The 21,010-nt window shown below is 63.5% G+C and carries 24 protein-coding genes; 13 read left to right on the top strand and 11 right to left on the bottom strand.

Translation table 11 applies throughout. From position 1 onward, the window contains the following. Positions 1-243 precede the first annotated feature (243 nt). Together EOA23_RS17110 and EOA23_RS17105 are read left to right on the top strand one after the other, a co-directional pair. The gene (locus tag EOA23_RS17110) at positions 244-633 is read left to right on the top strand and encodes a DUF5330 domain-containing protein (protein ID WP_126061981.1); all 390 of its coding nucleotides are present in this window, start codon (positions 244-246) and stop codon (positions 631-633) included. A 111-nt stretch (positions 634-744) separates the two neighbouring features. Beyond that, complete coding sequence (locus tag EOA23_RS17105) at positions 745-1,173, top strand: SufE family protein (protein WP_042642114.1); 429 nt, start codon at positions 745-747, stop codon at positions 1,171-1,173. An 84-nt stretch (positions 1,174-1,257) separates the two neighbouring features. Here EOA23_RS17105 and EOA23_RS17100 read toward each other — a convergent pair whose 3' ends face one another. After that, on the bottom strand, positions 1,258-1,683 hold the full coding sequence (locus EOA23_RS17100; protein WP_126061983.1) for a MucR family transcriptional regulator: 426 nt from the start codon (positions 1,681-1,683) through the stop codon (positions 1,258-1,260). Between the two features lie 416 nt (positions 1,684-2,099). After that, entirely contained in the window at positions 2,100-2,444 is a 345-nt protein-coding gene (locus EOA23_RS17095) for an SH3 domain-containing protein (protein ID WP_245474221.1), read from the bottom strand. Between the two features lie 133 nt (positions 2,445-2,577). Between EOA23_RS17095 and EOA23_RS17090 the strand changes: the two genes are divergently transcribed. Next, complete coding sequence (locus EOA23_RS17090; protein WP_127304995.1) at positions 2,578-4,689, top strand: S9 family peptidase; 2,112 nt, start codon at positions 2,578-2,580, stop codon at positions 4,687-4,689. A 98-nt stretch (positions 4,690-4,787) separates the two neighbouring features. Continuing rightward, positions 4,788-5,177: an SET domain-containing protein-lysine N-methyltransferase gene (locus EOA23_RS17085; RefSeq protein WP_042642111.1), complete on the top strand. Its 390-nt coding sequence runs from the start codon at positions 4,788-4,790 to the stop codon at positions 5,175-5,177. Between the two features lie 10 nt (positions 5,178-5,187). Here the strand turns inward: EOA23_RS17085 and EOA23_RS17080 are convergent, their stop codons facing one another. The 4 genes from EOA23_RS17080 to EOA23_RS17065 form a co-directional block, all read right to left on the bottom strand. Further along, positions 5,188-6,135: a cytochrome c gene (locus EOA23_RS17080; RefSeq protein WP_127304994.1), complete on the bottom strand. Its 948-nt coding sequence runs from the start codon at positions 6,133-6,135 to the stop codon at positions 5,188-5,190. A 9-nt stretch (positions 6,136-6,144) separates the two neighbouring features. Next, a complete protein-coding gene (locus EOA23_RS17075; protein WP_042641989.1) occupies positions 6,145-6,582 on the bottom strand; it encodes a cytochrome c in 438 nt (145 codons plus the stop codon). A 257-nt stretch (positions 6,583-6,839) separates the two neighbouring features. Then, complete coding sequence (locus tag EOA23_RS17070; RefSeq protein ID WP_126061987.1) at positions 6,840-7,442, bottom strand: superoxide dismutase; 603 nt, start codon at positions 7,440-7,442, stop codon at positions 6,840-6,842. A 203-nt stretch (positions 7,443-7,645) separates the two neighbouring features. Beyond that, positions 7,646-8,524 carry a branched-chain amino acid aminotransferase gene (locus EOA23_RS17065; RefSeq protein WP_127304993.1) on the bottom strand — a complete coding sequence of 293 codons (879 nt, stop codon included), beginning with the start codon at positions 8,522-8,524 and terminating at the stop codon, positions 7,646-7,648. Positions 8,525-8,674: 150 nt separating this feature from the next. Between EOA23_RS17065 and EOA23_RS17060 the strand changes: the two genes are divergently transcribed. The 3 genes from EOA23_RS17060 (at position 8,675) to EOA23_RS17050 (ending at position 11,626) form a co-directional block, all read left to right on the top strand. Further along, positions 8,675-9,337 carry a haloacid dehalogenase type II gene (locus EOA23_RS17060; RefSeq protein ID WP_126061989.1) on the top strand — a complete coding sequence of 221 codons (663 nt, stop codon included), beginning with the start codon at positions 8,675-8,677 and terminating at the stop codon, positions 9,335-9,337. A 273-nt stretch (positions 9,338-9,610) separates the two neighbouring features. After that, entirely contained in the window at positions 9,611-10,438 is an 828-nt protein-coding gene (locus EOA23_RS17055) for a L,D-transpeptidase (RefSeq protein ID WP_126061990.1), read from the top strand. A 564-nt stretch (positions 10,439-11,002) separates the two neighbouring features. Then, positions 11,003-11,626, top strand: coding sequence for an FMN-binding negative transcriptional regulator (locus tag EOA23_RS17050; protein ID WP_127304992.1), 624 nt, complete (start codon positions 11,003-11,005; stop codon positions 11,624-11,626). A 50-nt stretch (positions 11,627-11,676) separates the two neighbouring features. Here EOA23_RS17050 and EOA23_RS17045 read toward each other — a convergent pair whose 3' ends face one another. Together EOA23_RS17045 and EOA23_RS17040 are read right to left on the bottom strand one after the other, a co-directional pair. Beyond that, complete coding sequence (locus tag EOA23_RS17045; RefSeq protein ID WP_127304991.1) at positions 11,677-13,002, bottom strand: aspartate aminotransferase family protein; 1,326 nt, start codon at positions 13,000-13,002, stop codon at positions 11,677-11,679. Further along, complete coding sequence (locus EOA23_RS17040; protein ID WP_127304990.1) at positions 12,999-13,889, bottom strand: MurR/RpiR family transcriptional regulator; 891 nt, start codon at positions 13,887-13,889, stop codon at positions 12,999-13,001. The genes EOA23_RS17045 and EOA23_RS17040 overlap by 4 nt, the downstream gene beginning before the upstream one ends. 79 nt (positions 13,890-13,968) lie before the next feature. Between EOA23_RS17040 and EOA23_RS17035 the strand changes: the two genes are divergently transcribed. The 6 genes from EOA23_RS17035 (at position 13,969) to EOA23_RS17010 (ending at position 19,121) form a co-directional block, all read left to right on the top strand. Next, the gene (locus EOA23_RS17035) at positions 13,969-14,796 is read left to right on the top strand and encodes a 3-keto-5-aminohexanoate cleavage protein (protein WP_245474219.1); all 828 of its coding nucleotides are present in this window, start codon (positions 13,969-13,971) and stop codon (positions 14,794-14,796) included. Positions 14,797-14,914: 118 nt separating this feature from the next. Further along, entirely contained in the window at positions 14,915-15,667 is a 753-nt protein-coding gene (gene glnH / locus EOA23_RS17030; RefSeq protein WP_126061995.1) for a glutamine ABC transporter substrate-binding protein GlnH, read from the top strand. Between the two features lie 96 nt (positions 15,668-15,763). Next, positions 15,764-16,420: a glutamine ABC transporter permease GlnP gene (gene glnP, locus EOA23_RS17025; protein ID WP_127304988.1), complete on the top strand. Its 657-nt coding sequence runs from the start codon at positions 15,764-15,766 to the stop codon at positions 16,418-16,420. Next, on the top strand, positions 16,417-17,145 hold the full coding sequence (gene glnQ, locus EOA23_RS17020; RefSeq protein ID WP_126061996.1) for a glutamine ABC transporter ATP-binding protein GlnQ: 729 nt from the start codon (positions 16,417-16,419) through the stop codon (positions 17,143-17,145). Before glnP ends, glnQ begins: the two co-directional genes overlap by 4 nt. Continuing rightward, entirely contained in the window at positions 17,135-18,193 is a 1,059-nt protein-coding gene (locus EOA23_RS17015) for a C45 family peptidase (protein WP_127304987.1), read from the top strand. Before glnQ ends, EOA23_RS17015 begins: the two co-directional genes overlap by 11 nt. 10 nt (positions 18,194-18,203) lie before the next feature. Beyond that, positions 18,204-19,121 carry a MurR/RpiR family transcriptional regulator gene (locus EOA23_RS17010; protein WP_127304986.1) on the top strand — a complete coding sequence of 306 codons (918 nt, stop codon included), beginning with the start codon at positions 18,204-18,206 and terminating at the stop codon, positions 19,119-19,121. A gap of 30 nt (positions 19,122-19,151) precedes the next feature. On the opposite strand, the gene EOA23_RS17005 is transcribed toward EOA23_RS17010, so the two are convergent. From EOA23_RS17005 to EOA23_RS16995, 3 genes are read right to left on the bottom strand one after another with little or no spacing between them, the layout of a single operon-like run. Beyond that, on the bottom strand, positions 19,152-19,625 hold the full coding sequence (locus EOA23_RS17005) for a DUF4189 domain-containing protein (RefSeq protein WP_127304985.1): 474 nt from the start codon (positions 19,623-19,625) through the stop codon (positions 19,152-19,154). Between the two features lie 51 nt (positions 19,626-19,676). Then, entirely contained in the window at positions 19,677-20,396 is a 720-nt protein-coding gene (locus EOA23_RS17000) for a hypothetical protein (RefSeq protein WP_127304984.1), read from the bottom strand. An 11-nt stretch (positions 20,397-20,407) separates the two neighbouring features. After that, entirely contained in the window at positions 20,408-20,947 is a 540-nt protein-coding gene (locus EOA23_RS16995; RefSeq protein WP_292231656.1) for an invasion associated locus B family protein, read from the bottom strand. Positions 20,948-21,010: the final 63 nt, after the last annotated feature.

Raw genomic sequence — 21,010 nt, 5'->3', positions numbered from 1 at the left:
TTCAATAACAACGCGATATATGGTTATCGTAAAGTTAATGCTGGCGATGAGATTCGACACAAGTCCGCTTCAAAACCAATTCCTTTCGAATTCGCCTAAAATTTGAGATAAATTCACGGTTTCGAGGCAAGCCGTCCTTTGCGTGACCGTGCCATTATCGTGCCCATAAAAGAGGTCATGCCGATGGATGCATGATCCGTCACGGATGGATGCAGGATCCATCCCGCACGAGAGGCAAGTGAGATGGGCTTTCTGATCAGGATGGCTTTCTGGTTTTCGCTGGTGCTGCTGGCGCTGCCGCTCGGCGTCGGTCCGGGCGAGGACGGCCAGCAGAGCGTCGGGCCGATCCAGGCGCTGTTCGCGGCGCGCGAGGCAGTGGGTGACATTGCGGGGCTGTGCGAGCGCAAGCCCGATGTCTGCGAAACCGGCAAATCTGCCATGTACACCATTACAGTCCGGGCTCAGGAAACGGCCAAGATCGCCGCCGCCATGATCGACGACAAATCGGAGCAGGCAGGCGCGGCCGAGACGAAGGTTGCGGACACGGCCAAGATGACCACCGGCAGCGTCGCCGAGGACATCGTGCTGCCCGCCAAGGTCAATATACCAGTGCTGTTGACTTCCAAGAACTGAGACAATCTTCAGCCGCCACTTGGCTACGCCGCGGGCCCGTCCGACCTCTCGACGCCCGCGGCGTCTTTCTTTTTCCGTGACGCGGCGGTGCCGCGCCACTATATGCGGGCCATGACCACCCCGATCCAGACGATCCGCGACGACTTTTCCCTGCTCGACGAGTGGGAGGACCGCTATCGCTATGTGATCGAGCTCGGCGAGGGCCTGCCGCCCTTTCCTGAGGAGGAGCGCACGGCCGCGAACAAGGTGCCCGGCTGCGTCAGCCAGGTGTGGCTCACCACCGAGCAGGGAGCGGGCGCCGATCCGGTGATCAGCTTCCAGGGCGATTCGGACGCACACATCGTGCGCGGCCTCGTCGCCATCATGCTGGCGCTGTTTTCGGGCCGGCGGGCAAGCGAGATCCAGAGCACGGATGCTGAAGCGACGCTGAAGGAGCTCGGGCTGGACGAGCATCTGTCGCCGCAACGCGCCAACGGCCTGCGTTCGATGGTCAAGCGCATCAAGCGCGACGCGGAAGCGGCGCTGAAGCAGACGGCCTGATCCGGTCCATATCGTCTTCGCTATTCAAAAAGCAAAACGGCGCCGCAAGGGCGCCGTCGAACTTTGCTTGAGGAACGAAGCCGATCAGCGGCCCTTGCGCTTGCGGCCCAGACCCATCTTCTTGGCGAGCTGCGAGCGGGCAGCCGCGTAATTGGGGGCGACCATCGGATAGTTGGCGTCCAGCCCCCACTTCTCACGGTATTCTTCCGGCGTGAGATGGTAATGGGTCATCAGGTGACGCTTCAGCGATTTGAACTTCTTTCCGTCCTCGAGACAGACGATATAGTCGTCATGGACGGAGCGCTTGGGATTGACGGCCGGCTTCTGCTTCTCGGCCGACGGCTGCTCCGGCGAACCACCGACACGGCCCAACGCGGCATGGACGTCGGCGATAAGGTTCGGCAATTCCCCAACGGGCACCGGGTTGTTGCTGACATAGGCGGCGACGACATCGGCGGTCAGCTCGATCAGCGCATCACCGTTTTTGGAAGGTGTTTCGACGATTTCCATAGTGCTCAGGCCCCAACGAGAGTTGTTTCTAAAATTACGCCCTTTTTTCCGAGGTCGGGCATCGCGCGAATTTCATTCAGGAAAACCCTGCGATTCGCGTCGGTCATCTTAATGACGCCGCATCGCAAGTAAGTCAATTCGCATATTGACTTATATTGGGCGATATTCAGCAAATATTGCCGTTTCAGCTTCAAAAATTCGTGCGGCGTGTAACTTCGCGAGATTTTTCTGGCCAGACCAGCATGCCATGACGTTGCGTCACCCGCATGTTAGACATCCGATCGCCACACGACATGGCCCGCGATGCTTGACCAATGCTTGGATGCCTGTTGCGCCAGCACGATGAATCCTGTGGCGCAACGTAGCGCAGGCAGGCTGCCCTGCCAGCCGGCTCGACAAGGCGAGCCGACGGTCGGTCAATAAGGCGCGATATATTTGCCGTAGACCCAGCCGGTGACGAAATGGCCATTCTGCGCCGGGTCGTGCCACACCTCGCACCAGCGATAGCGGATCGCCTGGCGCTGCTTCCATTGCGGCTGCCGGGCAATGTCGAGCAGATTTACGCCACCTGTGCAGCGGCCGGTCATCTGCAGCACGGTGCCGTTCGGATAGGCGGCCTGTTTTTGCGATGCGTTGGAGGGATATTTTCGCGCGTTGAGCGTGTCGCCGAACGGCACGCCCGCCACTTGCCAGGCGGCAAAGACGGTTGCATGAGACGGACTGGAAAAAGCCAGACCCGCCGCGAGGACGGCGACGGACATAGCGGTAGCAACACAGGATTTCATCTTTCCCCCTTCGACTTGGCTTCTGTAGACCATCTTGAGCCGCGCCCCTTGAACCGCCGCTGAGCGGCGTGTTCATTCGTCATTCAAGCAAATTCCGCAGCGAGACGTAATGACCAGCACTTCCGCCCTGACTCCCGCCTTCCCGGCCGCCAGCCCACCGACGCCTGAGAAACATCCGGTGGCCGACACGCATCACGGCATCACCCGCAGCGACGACTATGCTTGGATGCGGGCCGACAACTGGCAGGCCGTGTTCCGCGACCCTTCTTTGCTCGACGGCCGGATTCGAGCCCATCTCGAGGCCGAGAACGCCTATCAGGCCGTTCTGATGGCCGGCACCGCGGATCTGCGCGGCAAGCTGTTTGCCGAGATGAAGGGACGCATCAAGGAAGACGACTCGACGGTGCCGATGAAGGACGGCCCCTATGCCTACGGCTCTTCCTTCCGGCAGGGCGGCGAGCAGCCGCGCTATTTCCGCACGTCGCGCGATGGCGGCAGCGAGGAAATCCTGCTCGATGGCGACGCGGAGGCCGAGGGCAAAGCCTATTTCCGGCTCGGCGGCGTCGACCATTCAGCGGACCACAAGAAGCTCATCTGGGCGTTCGACGACAAGGGCTCGGAATTCTTCACGCTGCGCGTGCGCGATATTGCCGGTGGCACCGATCTTGGTGACCTGATCCCGGATACGGGCGGCGGCGGGGTTTGGAATGCCGGCGATGACGGCTTCTTCTACACCCGCCTCGACGACAACCATCGCCCGTCGAAAGTGTTCTTCCACAAGGTCGGCGACAAGCCGGAGAACGACCGCCTGATCTATGAGGAGACCGATCCGGGCTTCTTCATGGATGTCAGCGGCACGCGCGCCAATGACTGGATCCTGATCGGCATCAACGACCATGAGACGTCCGAGTACCGGCTTCTGCCGGCCGATGATCCTTCAGCGGCGCCCAGGCTGGTAGCGGTGCGGGAGGCCGGGCTGCAATACGACCTGGAAGAAGGCGGCGACGTCTTCTTCATCCTGACCAACGCCGACGGCGCCAAGGACTTCAAGATCATGACCGCGCCGGTCGACAATCCGGTGCGCGCCAACTGGCAGGAACTGGTGCCGCACGAGCCGGGACGGCTGATCCTCTCGGTGCTCGGTTTCAAGCACCACATGGTCAGGCTAGAGCGTAAGGACGGCCTGCCGCGCATCGTGGTGCGCGAGCGCGCCAGCGGCGAGGAGCATTTCATCTCCTTCGACGAGGAGGCTTTCTCGCTCGGCCTTTCCGGCTCCTACGAATACGACACCGAGACGATGCGCTTCACCTATTCGTCGATGACGACGCCGGCGCAGGTGTTCGACTACAATATGCGCAGCCGCGAGCGCGTGCTCCTGAAGACGCAGGAAGTGCCCTCCGGCCACGATCCGGAGCACTATGTCACGCGCCGGCTGATGGCGCCGGCCGCCGACGGCGAGCTGGTGCCGATCTCGCTGCTCTACCATCGCGACACGCCGCTCGACGGCTCGGCACCGTGCCTGCTCTACGGCTACGGCTCCTACGGCATCACGGTGCCTTCCGCCTTCAACACCAATTGCCTGTCGCTGGTCGACCGCGGCTTCGTCTACGCCATCGCGCATGTGCGCGGCGGCAAGGACAAGGGCTATGGCTGGTACGAGGACGGCAAGCGGGCGAAGAAGATGAACACCTTCACCGATTTCATCGCCTGCGCCCGCCATCTCGTCGCCGAGCGTTACACGCAGCATGACCGCATCGTCGCGCAAGGCGGCTCCGCCGGCGGCATGCTGATGGGGGCGATCGCCAACATGGCGCCGGAAGATTTCGGCGGCATCGTCGCCGAGGTGCCGTTCGTCGACGTGCTCACCACCATGCTCGACGCCAGCCTGCCGCTGACGCCGCCGGAATGGCCGGAATGGGGCAACCCGATTGCGTCTGCCGACGACTACAAGACGATCGCCGCCTATTCGCCCTATGACAATGTCGCGGCGATCGATTACCCGCCGATCCTGGCGCTGGCGGGCCTCACGGATCCGCGTGTCACCTATTGGGAGCCGGCGAAATGGGTGGCGCGGCTGCGCGAACGCAAGGCGGGCGACAACCCGGTCCTGTTCAAGATCAACATGGATTCCGGACACGCCGGCGCCTCGGGGCGTTTCTCCCGGCTGGAAGAGATCGCCTACATTTACGCCTATGCCCTGAAAGTGACCGGGAAGACCTGATTTTCCACTCGCAATTGACAAGGGCGCAGGTTACGCAATGCTCTGCTTTTTGGACGTGGTCCTTGGACCGCGCCGGCTGTTCATTCACAAGGTTCGTCATGCTGCTCGTCGACGTCTATCTCGACAAATCGCCCATCCAGGGCATCGGCGTTTTCGCCAAACACCGCATTGCAAAGGGCACGCTGATCTGGAAGCTCGACCCAAGGTTCGACCGGCGCATTCCTGTCGACACCTATGAGGGCGAGAGCGGGCCGGTGAAGTCTTATCTCGATCGCTATTCCTATCCGGACCGGCGCGACCCCAACTACATCGTCTTCGAGGCGGATGACGCGCGTTACATGAACCACGCCGACGAGCCGAACTGCGACGTCTCCTCGCCCGAGGAAACCTACGCGCTGCGCGATATCGCGCCCGGCGAGGAACTGACCTGCGACTACAACCACTTTTTCGAGAACGGCTTCGATTTCCTGGGCGACCGCCACCCGTAGATAAAAGTTCTCAACTCGCCGGCTTGCGCGCCGGATAGCCGTTGGGATGCGGTGGGACAGCCTTGAGATAGGCGGCGATCGCTGCACGGTCGTCCGCCGTCAATTGCGCCATGTTCTTTTGCACCTCGACCATGGCACCGCCGACGGAATCGAAATCGGGCGTGAAGCCGGTCTCGAGATAGTTGGCGATATCGGCCTCCGACCAGTCCTTGATGCTCTTCCCCTCGGGAGTGATGTTGGGCACGATGCCCGAGCCTTCGGCCGCCACGGCGCCGGCGAGCCATTCGCCCTTCTTGACGCCGCCGGCGAAATCGCGCGGCGTATGGCATTCGCCGCAATGGCCGGGTCCCTCGACCAGGTAGCGGCCGGCCAGCACCTTGTCCGGCGTGCCGTCGGGCAGCGCGATCACCGGCTCGGGGCTGAGATAGAGCCATTTCCACAGGCCGATGCCGCGGCGGATGTTGAAGGGGAAGGAAAGCTTATGGTCCGGCGCTTTGCCGGCGACCGCCGGCAGCGTCTTCATGAAAGCATAGAGATCGGCGATGTCGGCCGGCTTCATGCGCGCGTAGGAGGCATAGGGAAAGGCCGGATAGAAATGCTCGCCCGAAGGCGAGACGCCCTTCAGCATGGCGTTGGCGAAGTCCTCCTCGCTCCAGGCGCCGATGCCGTCCTTCCGGTCCTGCGAGATGTTGGGCGGCACGAAGGTGCCGAACGGCGTCTTCAGTTCCAGCCCGCCGGCCAGCTGCAGCCGGGCGTCGCCCTGGGCGCCAGGCTTGGAATGGCAAGAGGTACAGCCTCCTGCATAGAAGATGCGCTTGCCTTTGGCGGCGTCGCCGGGGCCGAGCTGCGCGATGGCCCCGGCGTCAAGCCTGACCGGCGCCGACAGGGCCCAGCCGGCGGCGGCCGCCGCCCCGCCAAGCACGATGGCGGCGCCGACGAGCTTCTTCAGCCAGGCCATATCAGGCGATCAGCCCTTCTTGATCCTGTAGCTCTGATGGCAGGCGCCGCAATCGCCGCCCAGCGTGTTGAGCTGCGCCTTCAGACCATCGACATCGCCCGGCGGCGAGGCGACCGCTTCCTTGGTGTTGGCCAGGAACTTGTCCTCGGCGGCCTTGAAGCCGGCCATGTCTTCCCAGATCTTGGGTGCTGCCGTGGTGTCGCCCTTGTCGGAGCCGGCTGGGAAGAGCTTTTCGGCATCGAACTTCTCGGCATTGGCTTGCAGGGCCTTCAGCGTCGTCAGCACGGCGGCCGCATCGAAATCCTCCTCGCCCTTGACCACCTTGGACAGCTGGCCGGCGAGCTTGCCGCGCTCCTTCATCAGCGCCTGGCGCTCCTGGATCGGATCGGCAAAGGCGGCCGAACCGGCAAAGGCGAGCATAGAGATGGCAAGGACAAGCTTTCTCATTCAATTGGCTCCGTGGTGAAAAAAGTTCGCGACTACCGGCATTTCACCGTTTCACGGCGAAATGCTCTATCTCCTCGTTGGCGCAATTCCGGACGGAAAATTGTTCCACATCTCGTCTGGAATTGCTCCGGACGTTAACGGACCCGACCATGGAAATATTCCCCCGGTGCCGTCACGATTTTGCCGCTCGCGATCAATCTGCTGTGTTGGCAGGTAAAGAAAAGCCCCGGCATGCCGGGGCTTTTCAGTAAGATTGATCAGCCTTTGGCCTTCTCATAGAGTTCCAGGACATGGTCCCAGTTGATCAGGCTGTCGACGAAGGCTTCGAGATATTTCGGCCGCGCATTGCGGTAGTCGATGTAGTAGGAGTGCTCCCAGACGTCGACGCCGAGGATCGGTGAGCCGCCATGCACCAGCGGGTTCTCGCCGTTCGGGGTCTTGGAGATTTCCAGCTTGCCGTTCTTGACCGAGACCCAGGCCCAGCCGGAGCCGAACTGGGTGGTGCCGGCGGCAATGAAATCCGCCTTGAACTTGTCATAGCCGCCGAGATCGCTGTCGAAGGCCGTCTGTAGCGCGCCGGGCAGCTTGTTGCCGCCGCCGCCCTTCTTCATCCACTTCCAGAAATGGATGTGGTTGTAGTGCTGGGCGGCGTTGTTGAAGAGCCCGGCATTCTTGCCGAAGGACTGCTTGACCACTTCTTCGACCGACAGGTCGCCAAGGCCGGCTTCAGCGGCCAGCTTGTTGCCGTTGTCGACATAGGCCTTGTGGTGCTTGTCGTGGTGATACTCCAGCGTCTCCTTCGACATATAGGGCTGAAGCGCCTCGTAGTCGTAAGGCAAGGCGGGCAACTCAAAAGCCATGGATGGTACTCCCTCGAGGAAAAAATCCGGTGAAACTGCCGAACTTAGATAGGTCTGGAATGGGTTGGGGCAACTCCGGAATGAAGCGCCGAGCGACTTTAGAGCAATTCGCCGAAAAGTGTGAAAGGGTTTTCCCTCCGGAATTGCGCCAAACAGGAGAAAGAGTGGGTCGCCGTTCCGTGAAACAGTGAAACTCCGGCGGCTCAGGCGGCGGACGTCGAATGCGCCCATTCCCAATAGAGCTCGCGCGCCTTCTTGGCCACGGGCCCGGGCTGCAGGTCGCGGCTCTCGATACGCGTGACCGGCACGACCTTGGAATGGTTTCCGGTCGAGAAGATCTCGTCGGCGTCGAGGAAATCGCGAACCGACAGCGTCTTCTCGATGGTCCTGAAGCCGTAGTCGCCAAGCAGGTTGATGGTGCGCGAGCGGGTGATGCCCGACAGGAACGTGCCGTTCGGCGCCGGCGTCATCACATGGCCGTCCTTGACCAGGAAGATGTTGGAGGTGCCGGTCTCGGCGACATTGCCCAGCATGTCGAGCACGAGCGCGTTGTCGAAGCCGCGGTTCTTGGCTTCCAGGATGGCGCGGCCGTTGTTGGGGTAAAGGCAGCCGGCCTTGGCGTTGGTGGGCATGGTCTCGATGGTCGGGCGGCGAAACGGCGACACCGTGACCGAGAAACCGGAGGGCGGAATCATCGGCGCCTCGTAGAGGCAGAGGCAGAAGCGGGTCGACTCCGGATCGGCCGGCACGCCCATATAGCCGCCATGCTCGGCCCAATACATCGGCCTGATGTAGACCGCCGTCTTGCCGTCGAATTTCTTCAGGCCGTCCCAGGTCAGACCGACGATCTCCTGCGTCGTCATCGACGGCTTCAGGCCGAGCGCCGTGGCGGACGCGTTGACGCGGGCGGCGTGAAGATCGAGGTCGGGCGCGACGCCTTCGAACCAGCGGCCGCCGTCGAAGACGCTGGTGCCGAGCCACATGGCGTGGCTGCGCGGTCCGAGAATGGCAACGTTGCCCTCGTACCAGTCGCCGTCCACATAGGTCCAAGTCGCGGTTTGCGCCGCCGTCGCCAGTGCCATGTTTGCCGTCCACATCGATGACTTCAGGCCGGCATAGGACGATGCTTTGGCGGCCGGCGTCAACCGACATCGGGAAAAATCGTTGAGGCCAGAGGCACTTGACTGCAATCAATGCTTGCATGGCAGGCCCGCGCGCCGCAAAACTCAAGCATGCATCATGCGGCCTATGTCTTCGACGCCTATGGCACGTTGTTCGACGTGCACGCCGCCGTGCGCCGCCATGCCGGCGAGATCGGGCCTGACGGCCAGTTGCTGTCGGACATCTGGCGCGCCAAGCAGCTCGAATATTCCTGGGTGCGCACACTGATGGGCTCTTACACCGACTTCTGGCAACTGACCGAGCAGGCACTCGATTTTGCGCTGCGCAAGGTGCCGTCGGCCGATCCGGCGCTGCGGACGAAGCTGCTCGAAGCCTATTGGCGGCTTGATTGCTATCCGGAGGTGCCGGCCGTGCTGAAGGCGCTCAAGGCGTCCGGCGCGAAGCTTGCGATCCTCTCCAATGGTTCGCCGGAAATGCTCGACGCCGCGGCCAAATCCGCAGCGCTCGACCAGATCCTCGACAACGTGTTTTCGGTCGACCAGGTCAAACGCTTCAAGACCGACCCGTCAGTCTACGACATGGTGGTCACCAGCTGGCGGCTCTATCCGGGAGCGGTGTCGTTCCAGTCGTCGAACCGCTGGGACATAGCGGGCGCTACGAAGTTCGGTTTCCGTACGGTCTGGATCAACCGGACCAACCAGCCGGATGAATACCGCGACTTTCCGCCAGGGCTGATCCTGCCGTCGCTCGACGGGCTGCTGGCAGGTGTCTGATGCAATTCCAGCAAAAGTGTGAAGCGGTTTTCCGTCCGGAAGCGCGTCGAAACAAAAGAAAGGTCGGTTTGGCGTTTCCGTGAAGTGGCGAACTGCCCTGACCCCGCTGTTGCTGCAGCGCAACAGCTGTGGCGTGGTCACAGCTTCGCCTTTTTCTGTCCACCCTCAGGCCAGAATTGGAACCGCCTATCGCCCCGATTGTTATGGATGGCGCCGGCGACGGAACCCTCGCATTCATGCTTTCTTGCGAATTGAGACCTAGAAAAGGCAACCATGTCAGACGCTTCCTTCCGCATCAGCCGCCGCGGCTTCCTCAATTTCACAGCCCTCGGCGCTGCTTCGGCCGCCCTGTCCGCCTGCACCACGACCAGCGATCAAGGCCCGGCACCCATCCAGACGCCGCCGCCTCAGGCCCCTGTCGAGCCGCCGCTCGGCGATTATGAGACGATGTATGGCGCGATGTCGGACAACGGCTTCGACCTGCCGCCCATTCCGGTGAACAAGATCGATCACAGATTCCTGCGCCAGATCGTTCCCGATCCGACCGGGCAGCGCCCGGGCACCATCGTAGTCGATACCACGGGCCATTTCCTCTATCTGGTGCGCGAGGGCGGCCAGGCGATCCGCTACGGCGTCGGCCTCGGCCGCGCCGGCTTCGAATGGTCGGGCGACGCGGTCGTGCAGTGGAAGCAGAAATGGCCGAAATGGACGCCGCCGGACGAGATGGTGGCGCGCCAGCCGGAGCTGACGCAATACAGCGCCAAGAATGGCGGCATGCCGGGCGGCCTGAAGAACCCGCTCGGGGCGCGGGCGCTCTATCTCTTCCAGGGCAACCAGGACACGCTCTACCGCCTGCATGGATCGCCCGAATGGTGGTCGATCGGCAAGTCGGTGTCGTCGGGCTGCGTGCGCCTGATCAACCAGGACATCATCGACCTTTACGACCGCGTGCCGACCAAGACGCCGGTCATCGTGACGGCCAATATCGGCGCGCCGGAAGAGGACATGCCGGATCGCCAGGCGATCCCGATCGACAATGGCGTGCCGACCGGCTCGATCCTGCTCGGTCCGGTGAAGCGGCTCACCAACGAGATTTTCTGAAGCGTCGATAGGTTAGGGCTGCTCAGCGTTTTGCTGAGCTGCCCTAACCGTTTGTCTTGAAATCAGGCACTTCCGGACAGGGAACCGCATCGCGCTTTCCTGAAGTTGCTCCAGCGGCGGCACTGAACAGAGATTTTGACCAGTCGGCTCCGTTTGGCATGCCTTGGAGATTGGCCGAAACGCCCATCGCGATCGTCATTCCAGGGCGGAGCAGGAGCGAAGCTCCGTCGCGAAGACCCTGGAATCCATGCCGTTACCTTCGCCAAGGCGTGCAACGGAGCAAAATCCAGCACCGTGGCGGCGCTTTCAAGTCACGGCATGGATTCTATGGTCTGCGCCGCGTCGCTTCGCTCCTTGCTCCGCCATAGAATGACGAGGTTGGGACGGCCTCGACCAATCTCCAGCGTTTGCGCTGATGTCACGGAAATGATTCTGCTCCTTGATCACCGGGATGATCCGGCGCGCGACGCCGTCCTTGTTCAAACTGGACCACACAAAACTTCCGCGACAGGATGTTCTAAGCAGGCCGGACTTCAGGCATTTATGTCCTCAAGGAGTTTCGCCATGTACATCCCGCCCGCCTTCCGCGACGACGACAAGGAGAGCCTCACGGCCACGATCCGGGCCGCCCGGCTCGCGACGCTGGTCACCGCCACGGCGGAAGGGCCGCTGGCGACGCCGCTGCCGCTTTTCCTCGATGACAGCGAAGGCGAGCGTGGCGTGATCTATGGCCATGTCGCCAAGGCAAACCCGCAATGGCGCGTGCCGCCGCTGAGCGATGGCCTTGCCATCTTCATGGGACCGGACGCCTATGTGACGCCGGCCTGGTACCAAACCAAGCAGGAGACCGGGAAGGTGGTGCCAACCTGGAACTATGTCGCCGTGCACGCCTATGGGCCGATCGAGTTCTTCGAGGATGCCGACCGGCTGCTCGAGGTGGTGACCCGCCTGACCAATTTGCATGAAGGCGAGCGCAGCGCCCCCTGGGCCGTGTCGGACGCGCCTGCGGATTTCATCCATTCGCAGCTGAAGGGCATTGTCGGCCTGCGTATGCCGATCACGAAGCTCGAAGGCAAACGCAAGATGAGCCAGAACCGCAACGCCGCCGATCGCGCCGGCGTGCTTGCCGGCCTGGCGGCGAGCGAGCGGCCGTCCGACCGCGAGGTCGCGCCGCTCATTCCGCTGTGAACCGCGCGACTGCCTGTAGGCTTGGCCCGACGAACTGATCGGCCGATGGGTTAGCTCCGCAATGCCTCGCCGATGGCGTCATCTAGGCGCTCGACGATCGCGTCGATGGCCGCGACGTCGCAGATGAAGGGTGGCGCCAGGAGCACGTGGTCGCCAACCGCGCCATCGATCGTGCCGCCCATGGGATAGACCAGAAGCCCATTCGCCATGGCCGCCTTCTTGATGCGCGCATGCAGCTTCCGCTTCGGATCGAAAGGCTGCTTGGTCGAACGGTCCTCGACAAGCTCGACGCCCATGAACAGGCCGCGCCCGCGAATATCGCCGATATGCGGATGGTTGCCAAAACGTTCGCCCAGCCTGCGCGCCAGATGCGCGCCCATCGCCTCCACATTGTCGAGCAGCCTGTCGCGGGAAATGACGTCCTGAACGGCGAGTGCGGCGGCGCAGGCCATCGGATGGCAGATATAGGTGTGGCCGTGCTGGAAGAGACCAGAACCATTCGCGAAGGCGTCGAAGATCTTCTGGCTAAGCAGCACCGCGCCGATCGGCTGATAGCCGCCGCCCAGCCCCTTGGCGACCGTCATCAGGTCGGGAGCGACGCCATCCTGCTCGCAGGCGTGCAGCGTGCCGGTGCGGCCCATGCCGCACATCACCTCGTCGAGGATCAGGAGGACGCCGTAACGGTCGCAGATCTCACGGATGCGTCGGAAATAATCCGCCACTGGCGGCACCGCGCCCGCTGTCGCCCCGACCACCGTCTCGGCGACGAAGGCCATAACCGTCTCCGGTCCGAGCTCGATGATCTTGTCCTCCAGGGCCTGCGCGGCGCGAGCGGCATAGTCCCGGTCGGTCTCGCCGGCTTCCTGGAAGCGATAGGCAAAACATGGATCAATGTGATGCGTTTCGATGAGCAGCGGCCGGAACTGGGCGCGCCGCCATTCATTGCCGCCGGTCGCCAGCGCGCCGAGCGTGTTGCCGTGGTAGCTCTGCTTGCGCGCGATGATGTTGCGGCGCTGCGGTTGTCCGATCTCGACGAAATATTGCCGCGCCATCTTGAGCGCCGCTTCGACCGCTTCCGAGCCGCCGGAAACGAAATAGGCATGACTGATGCCGGCCGGCGCGTCGGCAACGAGCCGGTCGGCAAGCGCTTCGGCGATGTCGCTGGTGAAGAAACTGGTATGGGCATAGGCAAGCGTGTCGGCCTGCCGGTGCATGGCGGCGATAACATCGGGATGGCCGTGGCCGAGGCAGGATACCGCTGCTCCACCCGACGCGTCGATATAGGCGCGCCCGTTGCTGTCGAAGAGCTCGATGCCCTTGCCGCCGCTGGCGACCGGCAGCACAGCGTTGATCTGGCGATGCAGGATATGGGTCATGATTTCCTCCGGCCGCGCGGCGGCAAGATGTGGATGTCGAGTTGCGACAGCTGGTCCTCGGTGCGGCGGATGGCGGCCAGCGCCTTGTCCCCGCCTTTGCCGGCGACCAGCGCCACGAGGATCTCGCCGACGACGAAGGCCGGCGCCATGGCATGGAAGAAGGACGGGCTTTCCGTCGGCACCAGCACCGACATGGCCGCCAGCCCGACGAGCGGCGACACGGCACTGTCGGTCAGCGCGATGACCGGCACGCCATCCGCCGCGGCGCGGCGGGCAAGATCGACGGTGAGCCTGGTGTAGGGAGCGACGCTGACCACGAACAGGACGTCTTCGGCGGTCGCGAGGCGGATGGCGTCAGTGCCAGTTCCCGAGGCACCGTCCAGCATTACCGCCTTCTCGCCGAGGAAGGACATGACATAGGAAAAATGCGCGACGACCGGATGGCTGGAACGCAGCCCGAGGCAGAATATTCGGCGTGCTGCGTAGAGCCGCTCGGCCGCCGTGGCAAGCGCGTCGAGCTGTTCGGGCTCGCCAAGCCTTGCGATCTGCTCCGCCAGCGACCGCACCATCTCGCCGGCCAACGCCCGGTCGCCAACCTCCTGCTGGTGCGCGAGCTGCGCGCCGGCTTTGCCGGCAAAGCCGAGTTCGCCTTGCCGCATGGCATTGGCATAAAGCGAACGCAGCGACTCGTAGCCGTCGAAGCCCAACCGCTTGGCGAGACGTACCATCGTCCAGGGCTGCAGGCCGGCACGGCGCGCCTGCTCGCGCATCGACAACAGCGCGACGTCCTCGGGGTTGTCCAAAAGGTAGCGGGCAGCGTCCTGCAACTGCGAGGGCAAGCCGTCGAAGGCCTCGACAATGGCATCGGTAAGTGGCGCGCGGATCATGCCGCGACCATAGACGCGAATGGATGATCGTGCAATATATGTTGCATAAATTGTCTGTGTGCAACAAATGGAGCAGTCGATGCCGAACCAAAAACGCGTGGCGATCGCCGTGGCGCCAAACGGTGGCCGGCGCACCAAGGCCGATCACCCGGCCCTGCCGATCACGCTAGGTGAGTTGGCTGATGTGGCCGCCGCCTCGCTCGAGGCCGGCGCCGCCATGATCCATGTCCATGTCCGCGACCGCGACGGGCGCCATCTGCTCGACGCCGATGCCTATCGAGCCGCGACCGAAGCGATCAGGGCCAGCGTCGGCGAGAGGCTCGTTCTCCAGATCACCAGCGAGGCGCTGGGCCTCTATCGGCCCGAAGAGCAGATGCGGGTGGTGCTGGAAACGCGGCCGGAGGCGGTTTCGCTTGCCTTGCGCGAGTTCGTGCCCGGCCCAACACATGACGCGGCCTTCGCCTCGTTTCTCGAAACGCTGCGCGTGGAAAAAGTCACGCCGCAGATCATCCTTTATACGCCCGAGGAGGCGAGCTATCTCGCGGCGCTGGCGGGTCGCGGCCTGATCCCCTTCGACAATCTGCCGGTTCTCTATGTCCTCGGCCGCTACACGGTCGGGCAGACGTCCCGGCCCGCCGACTTGCTGCCGTTCCTGGCGCCTGGCAATCCGTCCTTCGGCCATTGGATGGTCTGCGCCTTCGGCGACCAGGAAGCGGCCTGCGTGACGGCTGCTGCTCTGCTCGGCGGACATGCACGCGTTGGTTTCGAGAACAATCTCTTTCTCCCCGATGGGACGCTGGCTTCCGGAAACCAGGATCTCGTCGTGGCCACAAGGCTGGCAGTCGAAGCCTGCGGGCTCGCGCTCGCCGACGCGGACGCGTTGCGAAGCCAGTGGTCGGGTGCCTAATGCGTCGGCACTTTGCAAATATGAAGTGCATTTTATATTAGAATGCATTTTTGATTTGCGCCGCCGTATCGACAGTGTTACGCTTGCTGGGCAATCCAACAAAAAGGGGAACCCGAAAATGAAGTTCGCACTCGCAAGCCTCACCGCCGCCGCTGCCGTCGCGGCAACGCTCGTCTTCGGTCAGCCGGCCTTCGCCGACGACCTGATCGTGGCGACCGACACCGCCTTCGTTCCGTTTGAGTTCAAGGAAGGCGACAAATATGTCGGCTTCGACATCGACCTGTGGGCCGCGATCGCCAAGGATATCGGCGTGACCTACACGCTGCAGCCGATGGACTTCAACGGCATCATCCCGGCGCTGCAGACCAAGCAGGTCGATGTCGGCCTGGCCGGCATCACAATCAAGGACGAGCGCAAAAAGGTCATCGACTTCTCTGACGGCTACTACGACAGCGGCTTCCTTCTGATGGTGCCGGTCGACAGCACGATCAAGGGTCCGGACGATCTCGTCGGCAAGACGCTTGCCGTTAAGACCGGCACGTCGGCGACCGACTATGCCAAGGAGCATTTCAAGGGTACGGAGCTGCGCCTGTTCCCGAACAGCGACAACGCCTATCTCGAGGTCGCGACCGGGCGCGCCGACGCCGCCATGCACGACACCCCGAACGTGCTCTACTACATCAAGACCAACGGCCAGGGGAAAGTGAAGACCGTCGGCCCGCAGATGATGGCTCAGCAATATGGCATCGCCTTCCCGAAGGGCAGCCCGCTCGTCGCCAAGGTCAATGCTTCGATCGCCAAGCTGAAGGGCGACGGCACCTACGAGGCCATCTACAAGAAGTGGTTCGGCACCGAGCCCCCGAAGAGCTGATCACAAGGGTTCCCCTTGGATCTGATCCACCGGTTTCCCGTTGGATCTCCTGGCGCGCCGGCATGGCCGGCGTGCCTTCCCTGAAGGATGGCTCTCATGGATTTCGACTGGTCCGTCATCTGGCAGGCCTTGCCCGAGCTGTTTAAAGGCGCCCGCCTCACCGTGCTGATCGCGCTCGCCGGTCTTGCCGGCGGCCTTGTCATCGGTTTCGCCGCCGGGCTGGCGCGCGCCTATGGCAACATCGTGCTCAACGCCATCGCCATGGCCTATATCGAGATCATTCGCGGCACGCCGATCATCGTGCAAGTGATGTTCATCTATTTCGCGCTGCCGATCCTGGCGGATGTCCGCATCAATCCGCTGGCGGCGGCGATCATGGCGATCATCATCAATGCCGGAGCCTATATCGCCGAGATCGTGCGCGGCGCCTTCCTTTCCGTCCATCGCGGATTGCGCGAGGCCGGCCTGGCGCTCGGCCTGCCGTTCTGGAAAGTGCTTTTCTACATCATCGGCCCGCTTGCCTTCCGCCGCATGATTCCGGCGCTCGGCAACCAGTTCATCGTCAGCCTGAAGGACACCTCTCTGTTCATCGTCATCGGCGTCGGCGAGCTCACCCGGCAAGGCCAGGAAATCATGGCGGCCAACTTCCGTGCCGTCGAGATCTGGTCGGCTGTGGCGATGTTCTACCTGATCATGACGGGCACGCTTACGCTCATTCTGAGGCTGACCGAAAAGAGGATGCGCATCCTGTGAGCATCGTGGCGTTCAACAAAGTCACCAAGCGCTTCGGCCAGGTTACCATCCTCGATCAGGTCGATCTGTCGATCGAGCCCGGCGAGAAGGTGGTGCTGATCGGCCCCTCCGGCTCCGGCAAGTCGACGCTGCTTCGCTGCATCAACGCGCTGGAGGAAATCAATGGCGGCGACCTCGTCGTCGACGGCATCAGCGTCAAATCCGGCGGCCGCAAGGTCCGCCTGATCCGCCAGGAAGCCGGCATGGTCTTCCAGCAGTTCAACCTGTTTCCGCAGATGACGGCGCTGGAAAACGTCGCCTTCGGTCCGCGCCGCGTGCGTGGCGAGACGCGACAGGAGGCACGCAAGCAGGCGCTGGAGATGCTCGCCAAGGTCGGTCTTGCCGAACGGGCGCATCACTATCCGAGCGAGCTTTCCGGCGGCCAGCAGCAGCGCGTCGCCATTGCGCGCGCGCTTGCCGTCAAGCCGAAGCTGATGCTGTTCGACGAGCCGACCTCGGCGCTCGATCCCGAGCTCAGGCATGAGGTGCTGCGCGTGATGCAGGCGCTGGCCGAGGAAGGCATGACGATGATCGTCGTCACTCACGAGATGGCCTTTGCCCGCAAGGTCGGGACCAGACTGATCTTCATGGAAGGCGGCAAGATTGCTGTCGACGGCGAGCCGCGGGAGCTGCTTGCGAACCCGCAAAATCCTCGCTTGAAAGAGTTTCTGCAGCATGTCGCATGACGCCGGCCGCCGGCTTTCCTTCATCGATGTCTCGGGCTCGCCCTACGACGTCGGGGCCGCTCTCGGGCGTTTCGGCCGAGCGGCGCTCAACGACCATTTCCAGACGTCCCCCGCATGGCGCGAGCTAAACGCTCGGCGCGCCGATCCACGCATCGGCATGATGGCGACGATCGTGCGGGAGCGGTTCCCCCGATACTGGGCCGAGCTGCAGGGCCTCGCCGCCGGACTTGAATTGGCTTTCGACGACGTCTTCCTGTGGAACTGCCGCGGCGACATCTGGGCAATGGCACCCGATGGCTGCACGACGGTGCAACTACCGGGGTCCCCGCATGTCATCGGCCACAACGAGGACGGCGACCCGGATTTCGCCGGCCACTGCGCGCTGGCCCATGTGACGTCCGAAGGCGGCAATCAATTCACCGCCTTCGTCTATCCCGGCTCGCTGCCCGGCCACACATTCGCTGCCACGTCGGCGAGGCTGGTGCTGACGGTCAACAACACCAGGCCGCTGGCTGGCGGCGCAGGAGCGCCGCGCATGGTGCTTGCCCGCGCAGTGCTCGACGCACCGGACCTCGACGCAGCGCTGGCGCTGCTCAAATCGGCGACCCGCGCCGGCGCCTTTCACCTGACCCTGGCGCAGGCCGGCGATGAGCGGCTGCTCAGCGTCGAGTTCACCGCGCAGGCCCTGTCGGTTGATCGCGTCGAGGCGGCGCGCGTTCACTCGAACCACCTGATCCATGCCGACACCGGGCGCATGTCGCAGATCGTCACTGGCTCCTCCGGTGTGCGCCAGCGACGAGGCGAAGCGCTGCTGAATGAGACGCCTCAGTCCGAGCCGCAACGCCGCGCGCTCGGCATCTTGTGGGACGCGGCCGACCCGGAGCTGCCGATCTACCGCACGGACCCGGCCGACAGCGATGTCGAGAACACGCTCGCCAGCGCCGTCTTCCGCGTCGGGGCTGACAAGGTCGAGTGGGCTGTCTACGATGGACAGCACGAAGCAGCGCGCTTCGACATGCGGGATGGGCTGGTCCCTGTCGCGGGGTGAACGGGAAACAATGCCAGAGGAAGCCGTCGCGGAGCCGCCGCGCACCATCGAGGATCTGAGGGCGTTGGCGCTCTCGGTTGGCCGCGACGAAGCGGGCTTTTCCCTCGGCTCCAAGGCGCATGACGTCTTCGCCAAGCTGGTCGAGGCGCCCGAACAGTCCGCCGTCCGCACGATATCGGAACTCGCCGATCAGTTCGGCATCAATCCGTCGACGCTGACCAGGCTGGCGAAGCGTCTCGGCTTCGAAGGGTTCAGCGATTTCCAGGCCGTCTTCCGCAAGGCCATCGCCGACGACCAGCAATATTTCTACAGCCGCCAGGCCGGAAGGCTGATGACGACGCCGTCGGCGGGCGGCGCCGAAGCCGAGGTCTTCGAGCGGCTGGCACGCGAAACGGCCGCGAATGTCGACGGCTTCCTCGGCCAGTTGGACGGCGCCTCGCTGAGAGGCGCAACCGCGCTGCTGGCCAGCGCACGCCGCGTGCGGGTGCACGGCGTCCGCCAGTTCCATTCGCTGGCGAGCTTCCTCACCTATTGCCTGGGGATGGTGCGCTCGGACGTGGCTCTGCTCGACGCGCCGCGCCTCGGCGTGGCCGAGGCGCTGTCACAGCTCGAGGCGGGCGACGTCGTCATCACGGCCAGTTGCGCGCCCTATACGCGCAGCGTCGCCGAGGTTGGCCGCATTGCCGCGGCAAACGGCCAGAAGGTGATCGCGATCACCGACTCCCGATCCTCGCCGCTCGTCCCTCCGGCCGAGCATGCCTTCTTCATCCCGCATGCCAGCAGCTTCTATTCGAACAGCATGGGCGCCTATGTCGTGTTTTGCGAGGCGCTGCTCAACCTCGTCGCCCGCGAGCTTGGCGACAAGGCGCTGAGCTCGCTGGCCGGACGCGAGCGGCTGATCGCCGAGATGAACATCGAGGTCGGCTGATCTTCTCAGCCACCGAATGCCGTCGCGAAATCAGGTGCAGACCCACTCGCGGATCTTGCACTCCTTCCGCTCGCCGCCGCATTGGGCCGTCGCCTTGTCCTCGGCCTCACGGCGGGTCGTGGCCGACGCCGCGGCCCAGAACGGCGTCGCCGCGCCACGGCTCTTGCCGATCGACAGAGCGGCGCAGTGCTCATAGGGAAAGCCGGTGCCGTCATCATCGTCCCAATGGCGGTGGTTGCGGAACACTTCGACCACCCTGCAGCCCTTGCCGTCCGCGTTCTCGCAATATTTGAGCGCGATGTCTTCGGCTTCCTGGCGCTTGTCGGCACCCCAGAAGAAGCCGTGACGGCCGTCATCCGGCGAATAGGCGATCGCGCCCCAGATGCCCTTTTCCTCGCCCGTCTCAGCCGGCGGCGGCGCCACCAGGTCGGCGGCATGGCTGGCGATGGTGAGCCCGGCCAGTGCCGCCAGCAGCGGGAGTGAGAGGCGACGGTCGATCAGCATTTTCGTAGCTCCCGATTGCAGATGTTCAAGATCGGTGACTGTACCTGGCCGCTATCCGCCCATGCGCGCGACCGAGACGACGATGCAGGTGTTGCCGGTGGGCACCAGCAGGGCCTGGCCGCCATTGTTGGCCAGGTTGAACAGGCTGGTGTTCGATAGATTGTCCGCCGGAACGCTGCCTTTCGGTAGGGTCTGCGCGACCTCCTGACAGGACTTCTGGAACGGAGCCACCCGCACGAAGCCGCCCTCGCAGGTCTGGCCCACAGGCGAGGCAAAGACGACGCCGACAGCCTGCGTCTTATAGTCCGGCAGATTGTAGCTCATCCCGGCGACCGCCTGCACGGCGTGCGCATCGGGCGAGGTCTTGTCCCATTGCGTCTGGACCGCATAGGTCGATCCGGCAGTCAGAGCCTCTCCAAGCGTGGCAAAGAGGTTGGCGCAGGTGCGCACGCCCGCCTGGGCGACATGCGCCTGAAACGGATTCTTGTTCGCCGAGGCGTCTGCCGGCGAAGGCGTGGCTTGCGTCGGCTCGCCCTGCACCGGCGCCTGTGCTTGCGCGGAAGCCGTGCCCGCGACAAATGTCCCGAGCGCGGGATAGAGACGGAACGACAGGACGACCGCCGCCGCAACCAGGATAGCGAACGCGCCGAGCAGCGCGGTGTTTCGTACCAGGCGCCAGGCTTGTGAGCGTGGCTGCAAGCCCTGTGGCTCCGACAGCGCAACCGGCTCGGCGCGCGCCAGGATTCTGTCTTCGATGGATTGGCGTGTCATTTCAAGTCTCTCTATTTGATGGTCGAAAGCGCGGTTTTCAGCCCCTTGAAGGGAGCATCCAGGCTGACGGTCGCTCCCGACGGAAGCGAATAGGAAACCTGGACGACGGTTTCCTTTCCGATCTGCTCGCGAAGGGCCGGCCCTACAGGCAGATAGCCGACGCAAACCGACGCATCGCAGCCCTGCAGTTGAACGTCGACGGGCTGCTTGCGGCCGGCAAGCTTGAGCGAGAGCTTGCTTCCCGCACCGGCTTGGCTCGGGGTCCGCAATATCATGAAGGGCTTGCCCTTCTCATCGGCTGCCAGCGTCCAGCTGAAGACCGGGGCCTGGCTCTGGTCGACGAAGGACTGGCTGATGTTGCACACACGCTTTCTGGCCTGCAGATTCTCGTCGCAGATCAGGGTCCAGTTCTCGAACGGACGCGTGGTGCGTTGATACTGGCCAAGCTTGACGTCCGGAGGCACCGCGACATCCGAAGGCTTTATCCGATAGGCAGACGGTCCCGCCTCCTGCCCGGCCGCAAACGGTCCGGACAGGAGCAGGCAAGTCATGCAGATTGCGACAGCAGAGCCGGCTTGCCTGACCATCAACAGACTCAGTTCAGGGTAAAGCTG

Source organism: Mesorhizobium sp. M2A.F.Ca.ET.042.01.1.1 (assembly GCF_003997405.1).
Lineage (GTDB): Bacteria > Pseudomonadota > Alphaproteobacteria > Rhizobiales > Rhizobiaceae > Mesorhizobium.
Note: the sequence above shows the minus strand (reverse complement) of the source record. Positions and strands in the feature narration are given on the sequence as shown.